Origin of the sequence: Paenibacillus wuxiensis (assembly GCF_040195695.1) — a bacterium.
Lineage (GTDB): Bacteria > Bacillota > Bacilli > Paenibacillales > Paenibacillaceae > Paenibacillus_B > Paenibacillus_B suaedae.
In genome coordinates, this window is sequence record NZ_JBEFZI010000004.1 from 544,314 (window position 1) to 566,211 (window position 21,898).

The 21,898-nt window shown below is 48.2% G+C and carries 18 protein-coding genes; all 18 read left to right on the top strand.

The genetic code is table 11. The features are described 5' to 3' along the window. The first annotated feature begins 15 nt into the window (after positions 1-15). The 18 genes from ABN764_RS11465 (at position 16) to ABN764_RS11550 (ending at position 21,878) form a co-directional block, all read left to right on the top strand. Positions 16-1,059, top strand: coding sequence for a FecCD family ABC transporter permease (locus ABN764_RS11465; protein WP_174808928.1), 1,044 nt, complete (start codon positions 16-18; stop codon positions 1,057-1,059). Next, entirely contained in the window at positions 1,056-1,925 is an 870-nt protein-coding gene (locus ABN764_RS11470) for an ABC transporter ATP-binding protein (protein WP_446671934.1), read from the top strand. Before ABN764_RS11465 ends, ABN764_RS11470 begins: the two co-directional genes overlap by 4 nt. Positions 1,926-2,210: 285 nt before the next feature. Then, positions 2,211-3,266 (top strand): nicotinate-nucleotide--dimethylbenzimidazole phosphoribosyltransferase, encoded by a 1,056-nt coding sequence (cobT, locus tag ABN764_RS11475; protein WP_268623692.1) that lies wholly within the window; start codon positions 2,211-2,213, stop codon positions 3,264-3,266. A 162-nt stretch (positions 3,267-3,428) separates the two neighbouring features. After that, positions 3,429-3,998 (top strand): bifunctional adenosylcobinamide kinase/adenosylcobinamide-phosphate guanylyltransferase, encoded by a 570-nt coding sequence (cobU, locus tag ABN764_RS11480; protein WP_174808931.1) that lies wholly within the window; start codon positions 3,429-3,431, stop codon positions 3,996-3,998. Beyond that, positions 3,995-4,828: an adenosylcobinamide-GDP ribazoletransferase gene (gene cobS / locus ABN764_RS11485; protein ID WP_446671935.1), complete on the top strand. Its 834-nt coding sequence runs from the start codon at positions 3,995-3,997 to the stop codon at positions 4,826-4,828. Before cobU ends, cobS begins: the two co-directional genes overlap by 4 nt. 7 nt (positions 4,829-4,835) lie before the next feature. Continuing rightward, entirely contained in the window at positions 4,836-6,527 is a 1,692-nt protein-coding gene (locus ABN764_RS11490) for a cobyric acid synthase (protein WP_446671936.1), read from the top strand. Between the two features lie 394 nt (positions 6,528-6,921). Beyond that, a complete protein-coding gene (locus tag ABN764_RS11495; RefSeq protein ID WP_021256341.1) occupies positions 6,922-7,437 on the top strand; it encodes a DUF2179 domain-containing protein in 516 nt (171 codons plus the stop codon). A 329-nt stretch (positions 7,438-7,766) separates the two neighbouring features. Continuing rightward, positions 7,767-8,930 (top strand): ABC transporter ATP-binding protein, encoded by a 1,164-nt coding sequence (locus ABN764_RS11500; RefSeq protein WP_021256340.1) that lies wholly within the window; start codon positions 7,767-7,769, stop codon positions 8,928-8,930. A 6-nt stretch (positions 8,931-8,936) separates the two neighbouring features. After that, positions 8,937-9,596 (top strand): ABC transporter permease, encoded by a 660-nt coding sequence (locus ABN764_RS11505; protein ID WP_446671984.1) that lies wholly within the window; start codon positions 8,937-8,939, stop codon positions 9,594-9,596. 219 nt (positions 9,597-9,815) lie between these two features. Continuing rightward, positions 9,816-10,715 carry a glycine betaine ABC transporter substrate-binding protein gene (locus ABN764_RS11510; RefSeq protein WP_268623986.1) on the top strand — a complete coding sequence of 300 codons (900 nt, stop codon included), beginning with the start codon at positions 9,816-9,818 and terminating at the stop codon, positions 10,713-10,715. A 13-nt stretch (positions 10,716-10,728) separates the two neighbouring features. Next, positions 10,729-11,424 (top strand): ABC transporter permease, encoded by a 696-nt coding sequence (locus tag ABN764_RS11515; RefSeq protein ID WP_446671937.1) that lies wholly within the window; start codon positions 10,729-10,731, stop codon positions 11,422-11,424. Positions 11,425-11,724: 300 nt separating this feature from the next. After that, positions 11,725-12,285 carry an RNA polymerase sigma factor gene (locus ABN764_RS11520; RefSeq protein WP_446671938.1) on the top strand — a complete coding sequence of 187 codons (561 nt, stop codon included), beginning with the start codon at positions 11,725-11,727 and terminating at the stop codon, positions 12,283-12,285. Between the two features lie 128 nt (positions 12,286-12,413). Then, positions 12,414-13,883, top strand: a complete 1,470-nt coding sequence (locus ABN764_RS11525; protein ID WP_446671939.1) for a hypothetical protein — start codon at positions 12,414-12,416, stop codon at positions 13,881-13,883. A gap of 264 nt (positions 13,884-14,147) precedes the next feature. Next, positions 14,148-15,014: a hypothetical protein gene (locus ABN764_RS11530; RefSeq protein WP_268623697.1), complete on the top strand. Its 867-nt coding sequence runs from the start codon at positions 14,148-14,150 to the stop codon at positions 15,012-15,014. A gap of 212 nt (positions 15,015-15,226) precedes the next feature. Next, entirely contained in the window at positions 15,227-16,693 is a 1,467-nt protein-coding gene (locus ABN764_RS11535; RefSeq protein WP_260612246.1) for an MDR family MFS transporter, read from the top strand. Positions 16,694-16,927: 234 nt separating this feature from the next. Next, entirely contained in the window at positions 16,928-17,884 is a 957-nt protein-coding gene (locus tag ABN764_RS11540) for a helix-turn-helix domain-containing protein (protein WP_268623699.1), read from the top strand. A gap of 556 nt (positions 17,885-18,440) precedes the next feature. Then, positions 18,441-20,552 carry an endonuclease MutS2 gene (locus ABN764_RS11545; RefSeq protein ID WP_268623700.1) on the top strand — a complete coding sequence of 704 codons (2,112 nt, stop codon included), beginning with the start codon at positions 18,441-18,443 and terminating at the stop codon, positions 20,550-20,552. A gap of 462 nt (positions 20,553-21,014) precedes the next feature. After that, positions 21,015-21,878: a sugar phosphate isomerase/epimerase family protein gene (locus tag ABN764_RS11550; protein WP_446671940.1), complete on the top strand. Its 864-nt coding sequence runs from the start codon at positions 21,015-21,017 to the stop codon at positions 21,876-21,878. Positions 21,879-21,898: the final 20 nt, after the last annotated feature.

The following is a 21,898-nucleotide window of genomic DNA, read 5'->3' on the forward strand; positions in this document are numbered from 1 at the left end:
GTCGTGGAGAAATCGATGAATAAAATGGGTTGGTATGGAGGAGCGGGTATTGCGCTTCTCCTTTTGTCCGTTGTAGGATGCCTCGCTGTAGGCTCTGTACAAATGCCGATGGGGGAAATTGCTCAAATTCTGCTTCATCATATTCCAGGGCTGGATCAGTTCATACCGGTGACATGGGATGACGCTTCCGCGCAAATTATGATGAAGGTACGCTTCCCACGAGTTCTATTGGCAATGCTCGTAGGGGCGGCGCTTGGGGTCGCAGGTACTGCATTTCAAGGAGTGCTGCGCAACCCGTTGGCAGATCCGTATACATTAGGGGTATCTTCAGGGGCTTCTGTTGGAGCCGCATTCCTTATTTACTTCGGTTTGCAGTATTCGCTGTTTGGCGAATGGACGATTCCTGTCGTTGCATTCGCTACAGGGGTAGCGACCCTAATGTTCGTCATTAAGTTGGCCAGTGAGCAGGGGAAGATTCCAATCGAGACACTGATCTTATCTGGAGTCGTGATGCAAGCCTTTCTCGGCTCCATCGTCTCCTTTCTTGTAGCCATGACAAATCAGACGATCAATGAAATTTTGTTTTGGGTGATGGGCAGTTTGGCGATGCGAGGCTGGTCTTATACAGTGGTGCTCGCTCCTTATTTGTCAATTGGCATTGTTATTCTTATTGCATATGCAAGACCGCTTAATTTGCTTGCATTAGGTGAGCGGCAGGCCTCACATCTCGGACTTCATGTAGAGCGGACGAAATGGGTAGTGCTGCTGACGGCAACGATGATTACGGCAGCTGCCGTATCTGTCTCCGGCGTCATCGGCTTTGTCGGATTAGTCGTTCCGCATCTGCTGCGCTTAATTGTAGGCCCCGATTATCGATATTTGATACCGCTCTCAGCAATTGGGGGAGCGATATATGTGATGTGGGCAGATACGATTGCCCGTACGGCATTCGCACCGACAGAAATCCCACTTGGAGTTGTAACCGCGTTTCTAGGTGCGCCATTCTTCGCCTACTTGCTTATGCGCAATAAGCGAGCGAAACGGGGGAAATGGTCATGACACAGCGAAGAGAACATCTACCGAAAGCATATCTGGATCATGCAGAGAGCAGCAATCGTGCCTTTCACATGGAGAAGGGCAGCATCATTGAGGTTCAAGGACTGAGCAAGCATTATGGGGAGAAGCATGTACTGCAAGATGTGGATTTCGCTGTGAAGTCTGGAGAGTGGGTTGGCATCATTGGTCCGAACGGTAGTGGCAAGTCCACGCTTCTGTCTTTGTTGTCAGGAGTGGATCGACCTACTTCTGGCTCTATACAGCTTGCTGGTCAAATGCTGGGTACCTATAAGCGCAGAGCACTGTCTCAGATGATGGCAGTGCTGCAACAGGAAGCGCTTCCACCACTTGGATTTACGGTGCGCGAAGTGGTTGAGATGGGACGTTTCCCATTTCAATCCTGGCTTGGATCAGAATCTGAGGATAGTGGAGAGATTGTAGACCGGATTATGGAGAAGCTGCAACTGACGGAGCTGGCTGACCATCCACTTGATCGGATTAGCGGCGGGCAGCGCCAACGGACGGCATTGGCCAAGCTAATGGTGCAATCCCCTTCTGTTGTACTGCTGGATGAGCCGACGACGTATTTGGACATTCATTATCAGGTGCAATTTATGGATATTGTTCGGGAGTGGCAGCAGGATTGCGGGTTGACGGTCGTATCCGTGCTCCATGATTTGAATTTAGCTTCTTTATATTGCGATAGGCTTGTTGTCATTCATGGCGGCGGCATTGCTGCTCAAGGCACACCTGAGCAGATCATGACTACGGAGCTGCTGTCGCGTATTTTTGCCACAGAGACGACGGTTGTGCCGCATCCCGATACGGGCCGCCCTCAGATTCTTATTCGACCGAAGCTAGGGTTATAGACGGCCCTGGACAGCATAAATTGCTGTCATTTTGCAATAACGCAATTTATAGCATTCCGCTTGAAAATCGATAACGATGAATATAGTGAATGTTGCATGGAACAAGAGTGGATATGAGTCATAGTCAGAAAGAACCACAATCTGTGCACGGATCTAAGATCACAACTAAGAACTGAAAACGGCCATGTACACAGAACACAATGAAGTACTGAATACAGCTATGTGCACATCAATAAAAACAAGTTAGTGCACATGAACATCAATTTGACAACGGAGATGAGCAGCATGAATGAACGATTGAATCAACTGATCGCACAAATTAAGCCCTTGGATGAGCAGGCAATCCAATCTGCTATCGAACATCAAAATCTATTGACGAAGCCTCCGGGAAGCTTGGGAGTACTCGAGCAGGTTGCGATTCAAGTTGCAGGTATTACAGGAGAAGTTAAACCACAATTCGAGAAGAAGGCCGTTATTGTCATGGCTGGCGATCATGGGGTATGTGAGGAAGGTGTTAGCGCATTCCCATCCGAAGTGACGCCGCAGATGGTGTATAACTTCCTCCGTGGCGGAGCTGCGGTCAATGTTCTGTCGCGCGAAGCTGGTGCAGACGTGGTATGTGTCGACATCGGTGTCAATGCGGACTTGGATGATCCGAAGCTTGTATCGCGCAAGGTGCGCAAAGGAACGGCGAATATGGCGAAGGGGTCTGCTATGTCGCGAGAGGAAGCAATCTCTGCGATTCTAGTAGGTGTTGATATTGTGGAGCAGTACGTTCGCGAAGGATATCGCCTGTTCTCGACAGGGGAGATGGGCATTGGAAATACAACGGCGAGCGCTGCGATGCTGTGTGCATTTACTGGAATGGAGCCTGAAGAGGCAGTAGGCCATGGGACAGGCATCGGCGACGCGCAGTGGAAGCATAAATGCAATGTGGTACGGCAAGCGCTTGAAATCAATGCACCGAATCGTGAGGATGCATTGGATGTATTGGCGAAGGTAGGAGGGCTGGAAATTGCCGGTCTTACGGGTGTTATTCTAGCAGCGGCGGCGAATCAGGTTCCGGTTGTGATAGACGGGTTTATCTCCAGTGCGGCTGCTCTTGCCGCTGTACGATTAGCTCCGGCGGTACAGCCTTATCTTATTGGCTCGCACTTGTCAGAGGAGCGGGGGCATACAGCGCTGTTGTCTGAGCTCAAGCTGAATCCTTGCTTGCATGTGCAGATGCGTCTTGGCGAAGGGACTGGCGGTGTGCTGATGTTCCAGCTCATTGATGCTGCAGTGCGAATTATGCGAGAGATGGCAACATTCGCAGAGGCGGGTGTAACCAATAAGGAGTAATCGCAGATTGGAATGCCAAGATTATGGTTCCAAATGAATAAGAAACGTAAACAAGCATGACGATTGCATGTATGTATGGTGTCACACGAGTGTGATCAGCTTAGGTATGATGTTAACACAAGGATAATCAATGCAAGTATCTTGAAGCAAGGATGAGTGAGCATGGGGAAAATTGTACTCGTAACAGGCGGAGCGAGAAGCGGGAAAAGTACGTTCGCTGAGCGACTATTTATGAAGTTGTCCCCGCAGGGCGGTATCTATGTTGCGACCGCTGAGGCTCATGACGAGGAGATGAAGGAGCGCATCCGGCTGCATCAGGCGAGTCGTGAGGCATCTGGATACGCGTGGAGCACAGTGAACCAATCGCTGGAACTCCCGAGTTGGCTGAGTGAAGAAGAACAGCCGACAGTGCTCGTTGATTGCTTAACAATCTGGCTGTCCAATGAGCTTCTGCGTGCAGAGCAGGAGGATGAGGGACGGATGGAGGCACAGTTGGAGTGCCGTATTCGCGATATCTTGGATGCACTTCAAGGTATTCAGCAGCGCGATGGTGTCGTCGTCATGGTAACGAATGAGGTTGGCAGCGGCGTTGTACCAGCCTACAAGCTTGGACGAGTATTCCGTGATGCAGCGGGCCGGCTAAATCAGCGAATAGCTGCACTTGCAGATGAAGTGTATTTGGTTACGGCTGGGATTCCGATAGAGCTCAAGAGCAGGATGGTTGAGCTATGAAGCAATATGTACATGCGTGTATTGCTGCCATGCAGTTCCTGACCCGCATTCCAATCCCGAAGGAAGTACCATTCACGAATGAGGTGCTGAAGCGCAGTACCTTGTTCTTTCCCGTCGCGGGCGGAATAATTGGATTGATTGTGTGGGGAGCAGGGGCTGGGTTGGCATTGCTGCTCCCGACAGGGCCAGCAGCGGCAGTAACGTTGGCGCTTATGCTTATGCTTACAGGTGGACTGCATATGGACGGACTGATGGATACAGCAGACGGCATATTCAGCAGTCGATCCCGTGAGCGTATGCTGGAGATTATGAAGGACAGCCGTGTTGGGGCGATGGGGGTTATTGCATGCGTCCTGATGCTGCTGCTGAAATGGTCGTTGCTTACCGCCTTATTTGATGCGAATGCCTGGAATGTCTGGATCGTCATTCCGTTCATCTGGTCGCGTGCCGCTATGGTATGGGCGATGACCAATGAACCGTATGCACGGGCCGAGTCTGGGTTGGGCAGTTATTTTCAAGGGCTCAACCGTAATCATGTGGCTGCAGCATATGGCTGTGCTTGGCTGCTGACCGCAGTGGCTGTTGGAGCTATGGCGCTTCCGATTCGAATCAGCTATCTGATGACGATGCCAGCGGGGATCATCTCGGGTTGGCCTTGGTGGCTGCTCATTGCTTCGTTGCTATTAGGAGTTACAGCGGCATGGGCGGTATCTCGATACTTGTCTAAGAAGCTCGGTGGCCTGACAGGTGATACTTACGGCGCGTTGAATGAGTGTACAGAAATGGTGTTCATGCTGCTGCTGGTGCTCTTGTGTGGAATGAAAGGGTGAACGTGATATGGATGAACAGTTAAATAACAACGTTCCTGCTCAAGGAGATAAGGTGTCCTTGACAGCGCTGGCCTCTGTTTCGGCTCAAGAAGAAGCTGATCAGAAGGAAATCTCGAAGGCAGAGAACGAACGAAGCAAGCCCGGACGCGGACGGACGATCATGCTGCAGGGCACGGCTTCTGATGTGGGTAAAAGTGTTGTGACCACGGCGCTGTGCCGTATCTTGAAGCAGGACGGATATAAGGTGGCGCCGTTCAAGTCGCAAAATATGGCGTTGAACTCTTACGTTACGCCTGACGGCAAGGAGATAGGGCGTGCACAAGGTGTGCAAGCCGAAGCATGTGGGGTTATGGCGACGACGGATATGAATCCAGTGCTGCTGAAGCCCATGCAGGAAATGAGCTCCCAAGTCGTCGTACACGGCAAACCTTATCAAAATTTGAGCGCTCGCGATTATCGCTCAAGCTTCCTGCCTGAGGCGAAGCGTATCGTCGTTGACGCGGTCAATAGACTTCGTGATGAGTATGATATTGTCGTCATGGAGGGGGCAGGAAGCCCGGCAGAAATTAATCTCAAGCATAATGATATCGTGAACATGAACATGGCTGCCTGGGCAGATGCTCCAGTTATACTCGTCGCGGATATTGACCGCGGCGGCGTATTCGCGTTCATCGTCGGGACATTGGAACTGCTGGAGCCGCATGAGCGAGAACGGGTTCGCGGCATCATCATTAACAAATTCCGCGGCGATGTGTCGCTGCTACAGCCGGGAATCGAATGGCTGGAGGAACGGACAGGCATCCCGGTACTTGGTGTGCTTCCTTACGCCAATGATCTCGATATTGAGGCAGAGGACTCAGTTGCTCTCGAACAGTGGAAAGGCAAGGCAGAACCGGAAAATGATCTGGATATTGCCATAATGGCGTTGCCCCATATCTCAAACTTTACCGATATTGATCCATTAATAGCTGAGCCTGATGTTCGCGTTCGATATGTGAGAAAGCCGGAGGAGCTGGGCAATCCTGATGCAATCGTCATTCCGGGGACCAAAAGTACAATGGCTGATCTAGAGTGGCTGCGCAGCACGGGATTGGCGGAAGCTGTTCAGCACTACGCAGCACAACATCTAGGGGCAGTCGCAGGTATCTGCGGCGGTTATCAGATGCTTGGCCAGCATTTATCTGATCCAGCAGGAGCTGAGGCGGAGGCAGGAGCGACCATGGAGGGATTAGGCTTACTCCCACTGGCTACGGAATTTGCCGCCGAGAAGCGAACTGAGCGGGTATCGGGTGTCGTGAGCGCATCGCAGCTCGTTGGAACACCCATGCACCAAGTTCCCGTTGAAGGGTATGAGATTCATATGGGGCGTTCTACGATCACGACACATACCGGTACCGGCATTGAAGCTGAGCCCCTATTCAGGCTTGATGGCGATGGGGGAACAGATGGCTGTGTAACGGAATCAGGACGTCTATTTGGAACGTATATGCACGGTGTTTTTCATAATGATGCCTTTCGCAGGGGCTGGTTGAACGGGCTGCGTCTCAAGCAAGGGCTCAACCCTATCCCGACGGTACTGAATTATAATGCGAAGCGTGAGGATGCATTTGATCGGCTGGCTGACTTGGTGCGGAGCAACTTGCAGATGGATGTGCTGTATCGTATTCTTCAAGTAGATAATCCAGAGGATAGTGTATAGCTGAGGGATTCGAAGGAGCAATCGGACACAGCAGCAGGAGAAGGATGGGAAAGCACGAATTTGAAATGATTTCCCTATCGCCTTCTGCTCTTGCCTCGACGTACTAAAGACATTACAATCAAGGGAGTTCGGGACATGGTTACCGAGGTCCTTCTTTTTTTGCATAAGGCTGCGATGACTGTTGATTTGTTCATACAATGATTCGAGACATTGTACGGAGCAATTCATGGGAAGGGCGTTTCGAAGCTTCCTTGATAGGGTACTGAATTTATTACGATGCGCTTTATAAGTACTGTACAGGTGCTGCATTGCTTGATGCACTGCTGATGGACATCGGAAGCATGATCCATTGCTGCTGTACAACTGCTTAGCAGGCGAGAGAGGATTTGCGTGTATGCTTACGATACTGATTGCCATTTTCACGATCCAAATCGTATATGTCTCCTTTTTTACGCTGCGGATGATTCTGACGTTGAAGGGGCAGCGCTACTTGGCTGCAACGATCAGTACGGTAGAAATTATTATTTACGTGCTCGGCTTAAATATGGTGCTGAAGTACTTGAACGAGCCTATTAGTTTGATTGTGTATGCGGCTGGTTACGGTATTGGTGTCCTCGTCGGGTCATGGATCGAGGATAAAATTGCACTTGGATATGTCGTGCTGAAAGTAATTGTCAACAACCCGCACAGTGAGCTTCCGAATCATTTGCGCGATCACGGCTATGGAGTAACGACATGGATCGGCAGCGGCCGAGACGGCGAACGCTTAATGCTCGAAGTGCTGTCACGGCGCAAAAATCGGAATAAGCTCCAGGCTTCAATCCTCGATATGGAGCCGAAGGCTTTTATTATTACATCTGAACCATCACAGCTGCATGGCGGCTTCTGGACAAAGGTGACACGGCGTTAAGTCGCAGTGTGCCTTTGTCTTTTTTTCTTGGGTACGTATTAACAGTGCTGTTTATTGGCTATATTGGGTATATCGCTTAACACTAATGAAGATAATAAAACCGTCCTTTTTGCGAGGGCGGTTTTTTTTGTTGTTTTTACTTATGTGGCAGTGGTTAATGTATACTTATAAGTCTAACTTATATATAGATTTTTCATAGGTCTACATAACAGGAAAATGCATGAAAGTTTACATGAAAAAATATATATGTAATAATAAACATAATTGTTTTCATCGTTTTCATAGCTATGAAATATATTATCTAATCTTATAAAAGAGGTGAGCGATGCATGATTCAATTCCAGCATGTGAATAAGGTGTATGAGGATGGCTTTCAGGCGTTGAAGGACATCAATCTTGAGTTCAAGAAGGGAGAGCTAACCGTTCTTATTGGACCGAGTGGCTGCGGGAAGTCGACCACAATGAAGATGATCAATCGTCTCATGACTCCTTCCAGCGGCACCATTCTCATTGACGGCAAAGACGTGTCGTCGCAGAACCCCGTAGAACTCCGCCGCAACATTGGCTATGTTATTCAAAATATCGGTTTATTTCCCCATATGACGATTGGGAACAACATTGCAGTTGTCCCACGGTTGAATAAGTGGGAGAAAGAGAAGATCGACCCTAGAGTCGACGAACTGATGCGTCTTGTTAATCTAGATCCGGAAATTTACCGCAACCGGTATCCTTCTGAGTTGAGCGGCGGCCAGCAGCAGCGTATAGGTGTGGCGCGCGCTTTTGCAGCAGATCCGGATGTTATCCTGATGGATGAACCGTTCAGTGCGCTTGACCCGATCAGTCGTGAGCAATTGCAGGATGAATTGATTCGGTTGCAGCAGGATTTCAACAAGACCATTATTTTCGTTACACATGATATGGATGAAGCGATCAAAATCGCGGATACCATCGTACTCATGAAAGATGGAGTGGTCGTGCAAACAGGCTCTCCGGAAGCGATTCTCCGGCATCCGGCGAATGATTTCGTTCGTACCTTCATTGGACAGAAGCGTCTCGAGAGCGAGTCCCCAATTGAGATTCCTACTGTAGATGAGGTAATGGTGACAACACCAGCGACGGCATTCCCGAACCGCGGTCTTGCTGAAGCGATTAAAATGATGGAGCATCGCAAGGTAGACTCCTTGTTCATCGTAGATCGTGCCAAAAAGCTTCAAGGCATCGTGTCGATCTACAACGTACTCGATCAATACGGCGAGGAAGGCAAGACGGTCAAGGATGTCATGAAACCAATTGGCTATTCGGTACCAGCGGGAACGCCGCTGCCAGATGCCTTGAACATCATGAATGATCATCGCTTGACGAATTTAGCGGTGATCGACAATGCGGGAACCCTTGTAGGACTCATTACGCGGGGGAGCGTCGTCAAGCACTTGTCCGAGGTATATCCAGCTGTCGTCGATAAGCTGGCCAAAGCATATGCGGAGGAGGCGTAACGGATGATGAATGAATGGTGGGCATTCTTTCAGGAGCGCGGTGCCGACATCGTTACGGCACTCCGTGAACATTTGACGATTACAGCAGCCTCCGTGCTGCTTGGCTGCTTGGTTGCAATTCCATTAGGAATCCTGCTCGTCTACAATCGCGTGAAGTGGGTGAACAGCATCGTGTTCTTCGGCGCGAACTTGTTGCAGACGATTCCGAGCTTGGCATTGCTTGCTATTCTGATCCCGCTGATGGGAATTGGGATGAAGCCTGCGATTATCGCCTTGTTCTTGTACTCCATTATGCCGATTCTGCGCAATACGTACGATGGCTTCGAGTCGGTCGACCGCGGTGTGCTGGAATCTGCTCGAGGTATGGGGTACGACACAATGCAGCGCATTCTTCGCATACAGCTCCCTCTGGCACTTCCTTATATCATGTCGGGGATACGAATTACGACGGTATATATTATCAGTTGGGCCACGCTTGCAGCACTGATCGGTGCAGGTGGTCTTGGACAGCTTATCGTATCCGGTCTTGGCGTAAATAAGCCGGAATTGATCGCTGCGGGAGCTGTTGGGGCCATTGTACTTGCATTCGTCATTGACGCATTGCTGGGCTGGCTTGAACGAGCACTGACACGCCGTTTCGGACGGACGAGCAGCATGGCCGCATAAATTGCCGTACGTGAACGGGGTGGACAGTCGGATAAATGTACTAGGGCAATTGGTTTAATTGTTTGTCTGCTGCTAATCGCGGTCAGACAGATGAGAGTTACCGATAGTTTGGAATTAGCTGTAAATGGTAGACTGACAAAACCTTCCGAGAGATGGATGTCAGATATAACATGGATAGCTGTGCTGAACGTCTGAATGAAGGAGGACACGCATATGAAGATGCGACACAAATGGGCTGCTGGCGGTACTGCACTTATGCTGGTGATGACATTATTGTTGTCCGCGTGCGGAGCCGATAACCGGATAGTCATCGGCACCCAGACATTTTCAGAAACAAAGATTATTGCAGAAATGTATAAGGCGCTTATTGAGGATCGTACAAATATTAAAGTTAAAGTGCTGCCGGATCTAGCGGCGAGTCCCGTTGTCATTAATGCGATGAAGAAGAACGAGGTGCAGATGGCGACCTTGTATTCGGGAGAGATTTTCAACAACCACTTCCCTGTAAAGGAAACGAAAGATCGCGGGGAAGTGTTGAAGCAGGCCCAAGAGGGCTTCGATAAATATTTTGATTTCAAATGGTATGAACCGCTTGGCTTTGAAAATACGTATGCCTTCACGATCCAGAAGAAGCTTGCGGATGAGAAGGGGTATAAGGCGATTTCGGATGTAGCGAAGGATGCTGACAAGCTGCGGCTTGGTGTCGATACGACATGGCTGGAACGCGATGCGGATGGATACAAAGGATTTCAACGAACCTACGGCTTCGCCTTCGGCAAGGAGTTCCCAATGGAAATGAGCCTTGTCTATGAGGCGGTAGCGAACAATCAGGTGGATATCGTGCTTGCGTATTCGACGGATTCGCGGTTGAAAGCATACAACTTAACCACGATTCAGGATGACAAACAGTTCTTCCCGCCTTATGATGCATCGCCAGTGATTCGCAAGGATGTGCTGGAGAAGCATCCGGAGCTGAATGACGTGATCGGACTGCTTCTGGGAACGCTCGATGAGAAGACGATGATTGACCTCAATTATCAGGTGGATATTGAGAAGAAGAGCGAACGGGAAGTTGCGGTTGATTATTTGAAACAAGTCGGCCTATTGCAGGGCGAATGAGAGGGGGATATGGATGAGTAACTACGAATGGTCAATTGCAGATTTACTGTCTTACATGGGAAGGAATAGCGGCATGCTGTGGGAGTATTTTGTGACGCACGTGATGATGGTGATAGGCGGCATTGTTCTGGCGCTCGCGATTGGTATCCCTCTCGGTGTGCTCTGCTCCAAGAATGAGAAGCTGGCCAAGTTCATTCTGGCCGTGACAAGCATGCTGCAGGTCGTGCCGAGTCTGGCACTGCTTGTGCTGTTAATGCTCGTATTCGGACTTGGGACGACGACCGTGGTCGTTGGCTTGTTGTTATATTCCTTGAACCCGATCGTGCGCAATACGTATGTCGGCTTGAAGCAGGTGAACGGCAGCTACGTGGAAGCGGGACGAGGGCTTGGGATGAGTTCCTTACAGCTGCTGTTCAAGGTACGGTTTCCACTTGCGCTGCCCTATGTTATTTCTGGGCTTCGCATCGCGGCTGTCATTGCAATCGGGGTTGCAACCATTGCTCCTCTCGTTGGCGGCGACGGACTAGGAAGAGAGATCTATTCGGGATTGAACGGACAGAACCCGCTCCGACTGTACGCAGGTGCGTTCCCCGCGGCGTTGCTCGCTATTGTTGCTGATATCATATTCGGTGTGCTGCAGCGCAAGCTTAATTTCGCTCATCGTACTTCGAATTCAGGATCCAAGCAAGGTGCCGCGTCTTCGAAGTAAGGCACACGCACGAAAAGTAAATTTATACGCTACATGCTGCGAGGCATAATCGAGAAGGAAGCACCGGGAATCGGTGCTTCTTTTTATGGACTGATCCAACTGACAGGACGATGTGGTACGAAGAGTTAGGATGTGAACAAAACATGAATATCTTTATATTATTGTTACATTTTGGAATATTTACGTTATACTCAAAATGAACATGGTTGCTTTTACGGGCGAGCTTGTAAGCAGCAGCGAGTCAGATCAACCGGAAGCAAGAACGCCCCATATCAATGACTTGATCGGGGGAAAGCAAAAATGGGACGAGCATTGCTTCAATTGTACTCCAATGTCCAGAATGCGAATGCAGAAATGCAGGAAGACGTTTATTATCAATTTCGCAAGCTTGTATATGCGGACATTTATGCCATTGTTCAAGATCGCTCTTTAACGGAGGATGTCATTCAAGAAGCCTCGATGAAGGTGCTGGCTAATGTCCATCGTGTGCAGCATCCTGCCGCTATACGATCATGGGTCAAACAAGTCGCGCGCCATGCTGCGTTAGATGTTCTTCGCAAAAATAAAAGCCACTATATCCAACCAACTGAGTCCATAATTCACATGGCGAACACAACCTTACTTTCTACGGAACCTGATATATCGATTAAAGTAGAGAATAAAATGCGAGATTCCTTGCTTCATCAAGCAATATGGGAATTGAAGTCCCACTATCGGGGGCTGCTTCAAATGCACTATTTTGAAAATAAATCGTATAAGGAGATGTCCAAGGAGTTGCACTTATCCGAGCAAGTGATCAGCCAACGTCTTGCCAGAGCGCGGAATAAGCTGCGACAGCAATTTTCAAAGAAATGGTCGTAAGGCTGCATTTCAGAATTTATTATTATTTTCGTTAGAAAAGTCATCGTGGATGCGTCTTTAGTAATAAGACCTTCCGTTCCTCCTAATTACAGGGTCTCATACAATGACGAGAAAGGGGTAAGTCCACGATGAAGAAAAAATTTTCGATTGTAATGGTGCTAAGCCTCGTCCTGCTGCTTGTCTTTCAAATGAGCGTGGTGTCTGCAGCCGAAGGCAACTTCTCAGAAACACTGACGGCAGCTATGCAAGAGAATGAATTATCCCTGCAAGCCACAATGGATCATGCGGAGCCTGTTACACAACTCATGAAAGCCGCTCCTGCGGAAGGCTTAGACGGTACTTTGGAACATACGATTGCAACTCCCATAAATTTGAATGACGCCGAGGCAATACTGCCTCAATCAAGCGCCCTGCGCACATTGGAAGAGCCATCCAACACGGTAACGACCGCCACATATAGCGGGGTTATCCCGAAGGAAGGAGAGGCGGTTCATTTATATCCGATATACGTGAAGCCTGGCGACGTACTTCAGGTACAGCTGGATCCACCATTGTCTCCTCAGTTGAACTACGATTTGTATTTGTACGAATTCGATATGGCGACAGGCAATCTCAATACGACACCAATCGATTACTCGATTTACGGAACATATATGAATAATTACGCCAACGGAACGCGCACGTTATCAGAAAACGTCGGCACCAAAAACACGACGTCTGGAGATAAAGCGTATCTCATCGAGGTTCATGCCAAGCAGGGTGGAAGCATTAATGATCCGTTTAACGTCACACTTGCCATCAGCTCAGAATACGACGCCTATGAGACGGATGAAAATGCATTTCACGCCTACGGATTTACGGTAAACACATCTGGGTCATCGTTGAACACGCGTTCAATCAGTTCCTCGATCGATAATGATTGGTTTGCAATAAACGTACCGGAAAATCGCAATTATGACGCATTGAACTTAACATTGGATAACGTCTCCATGAGCAAAGGATATAAGGTTGAAGTATACGGGGCTTATGAAGGCAATCAAATGAGGCTGCTGTCATCTCCGGCAGACAACAACGTTCGAATAGGAACGGGTACATTCTATGCTCGTGTCTATACGACAGGCCAATATGATAATACAAATTACACCTTGACTGTTAGACCGGTACTGCGTGCAGATAAGATTGCCATTACCGGCTTTAATTCCAATGAAGGCCCGAATTCTTATCCGACTTACCAATACGGAAGACATTTCCGCGCCAAGGATACGCTCACGGTATACGGCAAGGTGACAACATCGGATAATTATGCGGTTGCTAATGCGAAAGTGGATGTCCTGTGGCTGAACCAGAATTGGACGGAGGGCAGCGGCAATCGAACTCGTGCTGCTTCCGTGTATACGGATGCCAACGGAAATTTTACGGCAACATTAAGTCTGCCGGCTTCAACAGGCAGTATAAGGGAATTTTTACCGGGAGCTATTAATTTTACACATTATTATGACTTGAGTGGCATTAACGTACAAGTGTCTGAACGTCCGAGCGTAAGTGCAACGGATATTATCTATCACTTCGCTTATAGCTTGTACGGAGGAAGAGGTTAATTGTTCACGGAAGAAATATGATGATTGACGGTTAATCAGTTCGTACTTTTCATTATTATAAGTAAGCAGCAAATAGCCTCCAATATCGCCTGCAAGCGTATTGGGGGCTTTGCTGTATCGTTTGGGCTTATGGTTTCTTACTGACTTTGGAAGCAGATGTAAATTGTTGCCTGACATAGGTCGATATAGGTTGTAGAATCCTGAAATATCCATCTCTGATTCACGATAAGTCAAACGATGATCCCCATCACGCAGGAGGCAATCATGAAAATAAACAGTGTACAAATTTCGCCGAAGCTGTATGACAGCAACGGACAAATGAGCAAGCAGACGAGAACAGTTACCGGCATAATGAATGACGTCAAGCACGACTCTGTTGAAATCAGCCCGACCGGACGGCAGCTAGCTGTCGGAGCTATCGAACATCACGTTGGTTCTTACTATGGCAATGCGGATATCCATGAATCCTTGCAGCGCGTCTTGGAAGGGAAATCCCCAGAAGTTAGGAAAGCCGTCTATACGATCATTGAATCCAATCTTGCTCCTGGCGGATCTGTGCCTGATGAAGTTGATCGTTACGCCTCGCAGGAACTTGGGCTAACCCAAGCCAAGTATGTTGCTCGGCATTATTTTGACAAAGAAGAGGGTTCCGAATTGCTGAGCACGCTCAATAACATAGCTGTTCTATCCCGAAATCCGTCAGATAGAACGGCAGTTGGGGCAAATCCATACAGGGAACCCACGCCAAAACCAGTTGGAGCTCCTGACGACTATGTCAATATTACGGATTTGATGAAACGTTTTGCGCCTGAAAGCCACCAACAGATGGAGGAAGCTATCATCAATGGTGGTGACTGGTTTGGTGTTCTAATGAAGTTTGCACAGCAAATCCCGCAAAATAAGGACTGGATGAAGAAGCATCGAGAGGAAATGGATGCTGCTAAGAAAGAGGCCTTACCTGTGAAACTAGATAGCCGTTTTGATAAAGCGAACTTGATGGATATGCAAACATTTAGCAAGGATGTTCAACAGATGCTTCAGCAATTGCCGAGAATCGATCGTGAAACAATGGATCGGAACAACGCCTATTTTGCACATGTAATTGGACATACGGTGGCATCAAAAAATTGAATTGTTGATGCAGAGTCGCGCTTTTAGGGGAATATAAGCCGCGGCTCTTTTTATATATATACCGAAAAAAATACACATTTTTTTCAATTTCATATGTCAATATTGACACAATAGAGGGTGAAGGATTACACTAGAAAGAGAGCCATGTCGTCTAAAAGCTGTGACATGGATGAACGGACGCATTAGAAATCGAATATAGAAAGCTGTGATGTATGTCTATGGAAGAACAAGGTCAACCTATGATGACCAACCGTATGTTCTGGAGTATTATTTTCGCTATATTTTTCGGCAACTTCTTGGCCGTATTAAGTACGAATACAGTCAATATTGCGCTGCCTGTCATGATGAATCATTTCAATACCGATCTGACTACCATCCAATGGGTATTGACGGGATTTATGCTGGCAACAGGGATTATTGCTCCTGCTGTTGGATATTTGGGCAACCGATTCAGTACGAAGCGGTTGTATGTATTTGCCCTTAGTGGGTTTGTGATTTGCTCGATATTGTGTGCAATTTCGTGGAGCGAGTGGAGCTTAATCGTCTTCCGAGTCCTGCAAGGGATGTTCAGCGGCATTATTATGCCAACGACGATGTCGGTCGTCTATCAAGTGATTCCCCGTGAACGGCAAGCGATGGCGATAAGCCTGTGGGGCTTGTCTGCTATGCTCGCACCCGCAGTGGGGCCGACACTCGCCGGATTGATTGTCCATGTTGGGGATTGGCATTGGCTGTTCTGGATGAATGTGCCGATTGGATTGATTGCGATTGTGTCAGTGCTGCGCTACATTCCGATGTATCGTATTTCGAGTGGAGAAACGTTCGATAAACTTGGTTTCTTCTCCGTCGCAATGGGCAGTCTGCTGCTGCTGCTTGCCTTCGGCAATTTGTCCAATTGGGGATGGGGCTCCTGGAAGACAATTGGCTGCATCATTGTCGGCACAGTTATCTTAATTGCATTCGTTCGCCGCTCACTCCGCATTGAGCATCCGTTGCTGAATTTCCGAGTGTTCCGGTATAAACGATTTGCCTTCAGCATGATCCTCGTTACGATCATTACCATTAGCTTGTATGCGGGCGCGTTATTAACGCCGTTATTTCTGCAGCGGGTACAGGGCTCCTCGACGCTTGTATCAGGGCTAGTCCTCCTTCCTGCATCAGCGCTTATGGCTTTCGTGATGCCGTTCACAGGACGCTGGTATGAACGGTTCGGCCCAGTGAAACTGATCACTACCGGTCTGCTGTTGATGGTGATTGGTACGTACGAGTTGGGACGATTGCAGGTAGATACGCCTCACAGCTACATTACGCTGTGGATGGCCGTTCGCAACGTAGGGATTGCTCTTGCCAATACCCCGATTTTGAATGCAGGCATGTCGGCAATTCCGCGGGAACTGTCTGGGTACGGATCTTCGATCAACAGCTGGCTGCGTCAAGGGATGGCGAGTTTGTCCATCGGCTTATTCACGTCATTGTTGGCTGTACGCGCGCTTCATCATGCAGGGGATCTTCATGGCGTGATCGCTGACGCGACATTGCTGAAAAATACTGCATTCACGATGAGTATCAATGAGGTGAACATGATCAGCATGGTCATGACCTTGATCGGCTTGCCATTCGTCTATTGGCTTGGGAAGACGCCGAGTCATGCGGCAGCAGCCAAAACAGCAGCCGATTAACGAAGAATATCATGCCTCGTAATGAGGCTGTGTGATATCGACCCGTTCTATGTAGGGATACATGGAGCGGGTTGTTTTTATGGGCAAATTTACAAGTTCAGTGTACAATGGAAAAAGAAGCGTTGTATTTTCTTATTCTGTGATATCAACCTGACGAATCAAATAGAAGTCGCATTATGTTGTATGCTTTATTGGTGTAAGTCAGTACATTTTATGATGTGATAGGTGATGCACATGGTGGATAAGAACAAGAAGCTGGTGGGTGTCGGCGCTGACTTGCCAAGTGATGTCATTGTCTTTCATTCCGAGCAGCAGATGAAAGCTCATTTGCCTTGCAAAATGTATAAGCTGGATCATACGTCGGGGAGTATCTGGGATCATACCCACGACTATATACAGATTTGGTATGTTGTTCGAGGGGAGTTCAAGCATTCCATTAATCATCGGACCTATAACATGGTGAAGGGGAATATATTCGTCATTCCGCCCTATGCTGTACATCGGGTCGAGATGATTCCTGATCAAGGAATGGAAGTGATCGGATGTGAGTTCCTGCCTCATTTTATCAATGAACGATTTGAGCAGTTGGAATGGAGCGGAGAGTGCTTCGATTTTTCCTATTTGGAGCAGTTTCTGATCGATGAGAAGCACGTGACGCCAAAAGTGGCCTTGACCGGAGAAACCGATATGGAAGTCGGTCGATTGCTTACGGAAATGTTGGAAGAGTACCGGGGGGCAAAGCGATTTTACGAGTTGGTGCTCAAAGCAAATTTATTGAAGCTTCTCTCTGTCATCATTCGTGAATATTCCAAGCTGGCAGATAAGCCGAGTGAAGAGGACGAGCGTGTTGAGAAGTACCGAGAGTTGATGAAGGCAGTTATGGACTATATTCATGAGCATTTTGCCGAGGAGCTTAGGCTTGAGCGTCTATGCAGGCAATTCAACATTTCCAAAACATATTTCTGTTACTTGTTCAAACGATTTACAGGCAAAACATTCAACGACTATCTGATCGACTTGCGTGTGAGCAAGGCAGCGCATTGGCTCGTCGCGACTGATAAGTCTGTCACTGAAATCTGCTTCGGCACTGGATTCAATGATTTGGCCTATTTCTCACGCATGTTCAAGCGACATACAGGCATGTCGCCCTCGAAATATAAAAAGCAGGCGCTTGCGAATCCATTGTCGTAAGCCTGCTGCTTGACGATGCATTTGAAGATTTTGTATACTAAGAAATATTACGAAGCAAGGGGAGATTTTAATGTTGGTGAGCGTTCTTAACTAGTCAATTCCATAGTGAGGCAACGGTTTTGCTGCAGGTGTATGTTCGAATTTAGTCATAGGAACATCCCTGAGAACAAACGTCCAGCGTGACGTTTATTTGAGCATGCTGTTATTAGTCCTCCGGAAACGAGTTAAGAACAGCGGATAAGCAAATCTACGCCAGCATTCCATTCTCTTGCTGCCCGGATCCGTGCTGTATGCAGCACGTTTTTTTTTGTAATATCGTGAATTGTGTGCACTTCACCATAGGGGGCACTCAAACATGGCCTGGGACAGTTAATGATGAGAACAAGGAATATATAGGCAGAGTATGCACATACGCATGCTCTGCCTTTTTTGCGTTATACAGACGATACCCGGCATGAACGATACATGTGCTGTTTTCCGTGAATAGAATCCCTCTTTCCGTGAGGTCATAATATGCGGCTGCTCTCCTACAACAAATAAGGGAGAATCAAGAGGCATGAACGAAACAATGCTGCAAAGACTGGATTATCATAAGGTTAAAGAAAAAGTATCGGAATATGCGGTATCTTATGCGGGAAAAAGCCACGTCGAGAAGATGTGTCCGCTCACGAATATTGATGAGGTACGAAGAGCGATGGCAGAAGTGACAGAGGCAAGTGATATGCTGAAGCAGGGGGCGAGTGTACCGCTGCCGACCTTACAAGGGATTGAGCATATTATCTCGCTCGTGAATACAGGTTACGTATTCTCGGAAGATGATTTCACGAATGTGGCTGTCTTTCTACGCAGCTGCACTCAATTGAAGAAGTATATGCGCGCGAAGTATGCAATTGCGCCTACAGTAAGTCAGTATGCTGCATCGATGTATGAACTGGAGAGCGTAAGGGATGAGATTGAGCGCTGCATTCGACATGGTCGAATTACAGATGAAGCGAGCAGGGAGCTAAGCAGAGTCCGACGGAAGGTTATGCAGGTGGAGAGCCGCATCAAGCAAAGACTTGATAGTCTCATGAATAAACATAGAACACTGATGCAGGAGCATCTGGTAGGGATGCGCGGGGGCAGATATGTGCTGCCCATTAAGAAGGAGCTGCGCAAGCAGTTCCACGGCACCGTGTTGGATGAATCAGCAAGTGGTCAAACCGTGTATATGGAGCCGACAGAAATTGCCCATCTTCAGCATGATCTCGCCCAGTGGCGGATTGCAGAGTCGCAAGAGGAAATGAAGGTGTTGAGTCATTTAACCGAATTGCTGGAAAGATCGACACCTGAGATTGAGATAAATGTGGATACCGTCGGGGTATATGATTACCTATTCGCGCGCGCGAAATACAGCCGTGCGATAGATGGTCGACCGGTACAGTTGAATGATTGCGGCATCATTGACATCCGAAATGCGAAGCATCCACTGCTAGGCGCGCATACGGTGCCTCTTACATTTCGAATCGGTCGTGGCTACTCTTGCCTGATTATTACGGGGCCGAATACGGGTGGCAAGACGGTTGCCTTGAAAACAGTGGGACTGCTTACGCTTATGGCGCAATCTGGATTGCTGGTGCCGGCCCAAGAGAACAGTCTGTTCTCCGTATTTCGCAACGTATGTGTAGATATCGGAGACGGTCAGAGCATGGAACAGTCGCTAAGTACATTCTCGGCCCATGTTACGAATGTGATTCATATTCTTGAGGAAGCCGATGCGTCCACGCTTGTATTATTTGACGAAATGGCGTCCGGTACCGATCCTGGTGAAGGGGTTGGTCTGTCGATCGCCATATTGGAGGAGCTGCGGAGAAGAGGATCAATTGTACTTGCCACAACGCACTTCAATGAAATCAAGCATTTCGCAACTGCTACGGCGGGCTTTGAAAATGCAAGGATGGAATTCGATGCAGACACCCTGCAGCCGCGATATCAGCTGCGCATTGGGGAAGCTGGAAGCAGCTATGCCTTCCTCATTGCTTCAAAGCTGGGTCTGTCAGCCGATATTATTAGTCGGTCACAGCATGTTACAGGATCACTTAGTGCAGGAACCTTCCGAGCTGAGAATGCTGCTGCTGCATCAGATGGGAAGTCTGCAATTTCTGGGGCTGAAACCCCCAACGGAGAAATCTTCATTTCCAGAGGAGAGCAGGGTTCAGAGCAGGATCATGCTGAAGTTGAGGCTGAAGCAAAGGCTGTTGAGACAGTAAACCTCGTCGAGAAGAGTGGTAGCGCAATTCTTCCTGTGAGCAGGGAAGAGGAAAGACATGGTACACCTGCAAAGGGTGCTAAGGAGTCTATGAGCTCTAAGGACTCTAAGGATTCCGATAACAGCAAGAACCCTCCCGCTAAGCTGCAAAAAGGGGACTGCGTCCACATTGCATATTTGAAGCGTACGGGCATCGTGTATGAAGAAGAAGACTTACGCGGCAATGTAGGGGTACTTATTCAGCGCCAGAAGGTGAAAATCAACAAGAAACGTCTCACGCTGTACATTGAGAAGCAGGATTTGTACCCGGAGGACTATGACATGGACATTGTGTTCGAGTCGAAGGAGAATCGCAAGAAAAAGAAGATCATGTCCCGCAAGCATGTCGAGGGCATCTCGATTGAGTATCCATCTGAATAATGAGATAACGCCATGTGAAGAGGACTTCTATTTTATTAGAGGGCCTCTGTTCGTGGTGGATCCGACATAAACAAAATATTCTGTGAAAATGTGACAAACATCCTGGGCAGAAGCAATTGCTTGCCAAGAATGCGGGGATATATGCTTTCGATCATTTTCCGCTCGAATTCGCGAACGAGAAGATTGAACATAACAAATGCCCCATTGATATCAGAGCGGATGACGGATCTCTGTCTCCTTTCCCTTGCATATTCCTGTAAAATAGTGCCAAGTGGGGAGTGGCGCACATGCTTAGCTGCATCTGTGAAAGAAAGTCCAATATTTGTGGACTATAGTGCAATGTGCGGCGTACAAACTTTTTTATAATGTAGTGGAGACAGTTAGTATTCGTTGTAACCGCTTGCAAATAAGCAGAGAATTGAAAATTTAACCGAAGACAACGATGAAATGGAGTGGGCTGCTGTGAAATTAGGAGTTAGCATTTATAGTTTGTATGCTGCATTGCAGGACAAACGTCTAAGTATATCCGGAGCATTGGAATGGATGAAGGAGAATGGCGCAGATCACGCAGAAATCGTGGATTTGGATTTGGATCTGGTCAACCATCCAGAGCGTGTAGAAGAGATTCGTACAACAGCAGAACGGGTTGGGCTTGAATTGTCCAATTATTGCATTGGCGCGAACTTTGCAGGTCATGACGAAGAGGGATTGAAGCGTGAAATCGAGCGTGTGAAGTCGCATGTTGATGTTGCGAATCGCCTTGGTGTGAAGTTCATGCGTCATGATGTGGCATCGCGTCCGCTTGAACAGACAGGTGCTGCTTATTTCGAGCAGGATTTTCCTCAGCTTGTCGAAGCATGCCGGGAAATTGCAGATTATGCCGCCCAGTATGACATTGTCACAAGCGTGGAGAATCACGGATTCTATACGCAAGCTAGCGAGCGTGTGAAGCGTCTCGTGCTTGCCGTAGATCGCGACAACTACAGAACGACCATTGATGTAGGCAACTTCGTATGTGTAGACGAGAATCCACTCATTGCGGTGAAGAACAACCTTGAATTGGCGTCGATGGTGCACTTCAAGGACTTCTATATCCGTCCAGCGGATCGCAATCCTGGTCAAGGCTGGTTCCGCTCTCTGCATGGCAATTATTTGCGCGGTGCAATCGTGGGTCAAGGAGACTTGCCAATCTACGATATCGTTCGCGCGGTGAAGGCATCTGGATTTGACGGCTATGTCAGCATCGAATTCGAAGGGATGGAAGACTGCCTTAAAGGCACGAAGATTGCGATGGACAATGCCCGCCGCATTTGGGAAGAAGTATAAATTCGACAGATCATTCTGGA